Annotated in this window: 1 protein-coding gene; it reads left to right on the forward strand. The window is 41.8% G+C overall.

Annotated elements, in window-relative coordinates; genetic code table 11:
* Positions 1-222 precede the first annotated feature (222 nt).
* Positions 223-1,413, forward strand: coding sequence for a type VI secretion system Vgr family protein (locus F607_RS0126990; RefSeq protein WP_027710467.1), 1,191 nt, complete (start codon positions 223-225; stop codon positions 1,411-1,413).
* Positions 1,414-1,484 lie beyond the last annotated feature (71 nt).

The raw sequence follows: 1,484 nt of genomic DNA on the forward strand, positions 1-1,484 counted from the left end.
TTCTTTTGATACGCGCTTCACTCATCATTCACCTGCGCCCCTTTCTTTAGATTTTTACTTCAGGTGAGGCGACAACTATCCTGACATAAGGGGGAGTTAACTAAATCTAAGTAACGATCTTAACCTAATCTGTTACATATCGTAGCCTTGTGATGTACATTACTAAGCCTTGCCTGCCTTTTACATACAATAGCATCCAGTGAATTTTGGTAAGGAGATGTCATGAAGTTGGGTGCTAATCGTAGTTTATTTTTGTTGGATATCTCTGGCTGCCATGCCGAATTAATGGTCACAGAGATCAATGGCGCTGAAGGGATTTTTGACCCTTACAGTATAGAAATCAGCTTAATGAGTCGCCATCCTGAATTAGGGAATCTCAACCTTATTCGTAAGCCTGCCTGTATCACCATTCGTGGTGAGGAAGAAGACCGCGTGATTCACGGTATGGTTGCTTCATTAACTGAAGCCAGCCCTGGCAACCGTTATACCGAATACCACGTAAAAGTTGTACCTAAACTGTGGTTTCTTCAATATCGAGAAGACTGTCGTACTTATCAAAAACACACGGTTCCTGAAATTGTTGAGCAAGTTCTCATTCGTGCAGAGCTGCAAAAGGGTATCGATTTCGAGTTTCGGCTAACAGACGATTATGAAAAAGAAACCTATATTGTGCAGTTTAATGAATCTGACCTCAATTTTATTGCCCGCCTGCTGGAAAAAGAAGGTATTTTTTATTACTTCGAGCATACTGCAGACAGCCATAAATTTATTTTTGTAGACCGTAATGAAAGTTTAGCGCCAATTGTTGGTGACACACTGAGTTTTCATATGAAAACCGGTATGGTACCTGATGGTGCTTGTCTAGATACTGTGAAATACAGTCAAAACGATACCATCGGTAAGGTGGTGATGCGGGACTATAACTTTCATAAACCACGGTTAAACCTCGAAGTTGAGCATACACTGGGTGACCCCACAACAGTTGAGCATATTTATCCAGGGAATTATAAGACGATAGAAGCAGGACAGCGTTATGCCCAAATTCGCTGTGAAATGCATCAAGTCAAGAAAACCATTGTTACGGTAGGCGGCACTTATCGCACGATGATTCCCGGTTTTACAGCAGCAATTGAAGACCACCCAGTTAAAGAAGTTAATCAAGCCTACATTATTACTCAAGTTGTGCATGAAGGTCGCCAACCCCAAGGCTCTGATGAATATGCTGTAGGTGATGGCGCCTATTATCGTTCACGTGGCGTTTTCATACCTAAAACAACAAAATACCGTCCTCAGCAACGGCACAAAGCTCCTAAAATGCTAGGTAAACAAACTGCCGTTGTAACAGGACCGGCTGGCGAAGAAATCTACACCGATGAATACGGACGCGTAAAAGTCCAGGGCAATCGCATATAAATTTACACCGAACAAATTAGCTTCATTAAATATTCATGATCCCAACCAGCAGAGAGTCTCTTATTTTTTAT

Source organism: Zooshikella ganghwensis DSM 15267 (assembly GCF_000428585.1).
GTDB lineage: Bacteria > Pseudomonadota > Gammaproteobacteria > Pseudomonadales > Zooshikellaceae > Zooshikella > Zooshikella ganghwensis.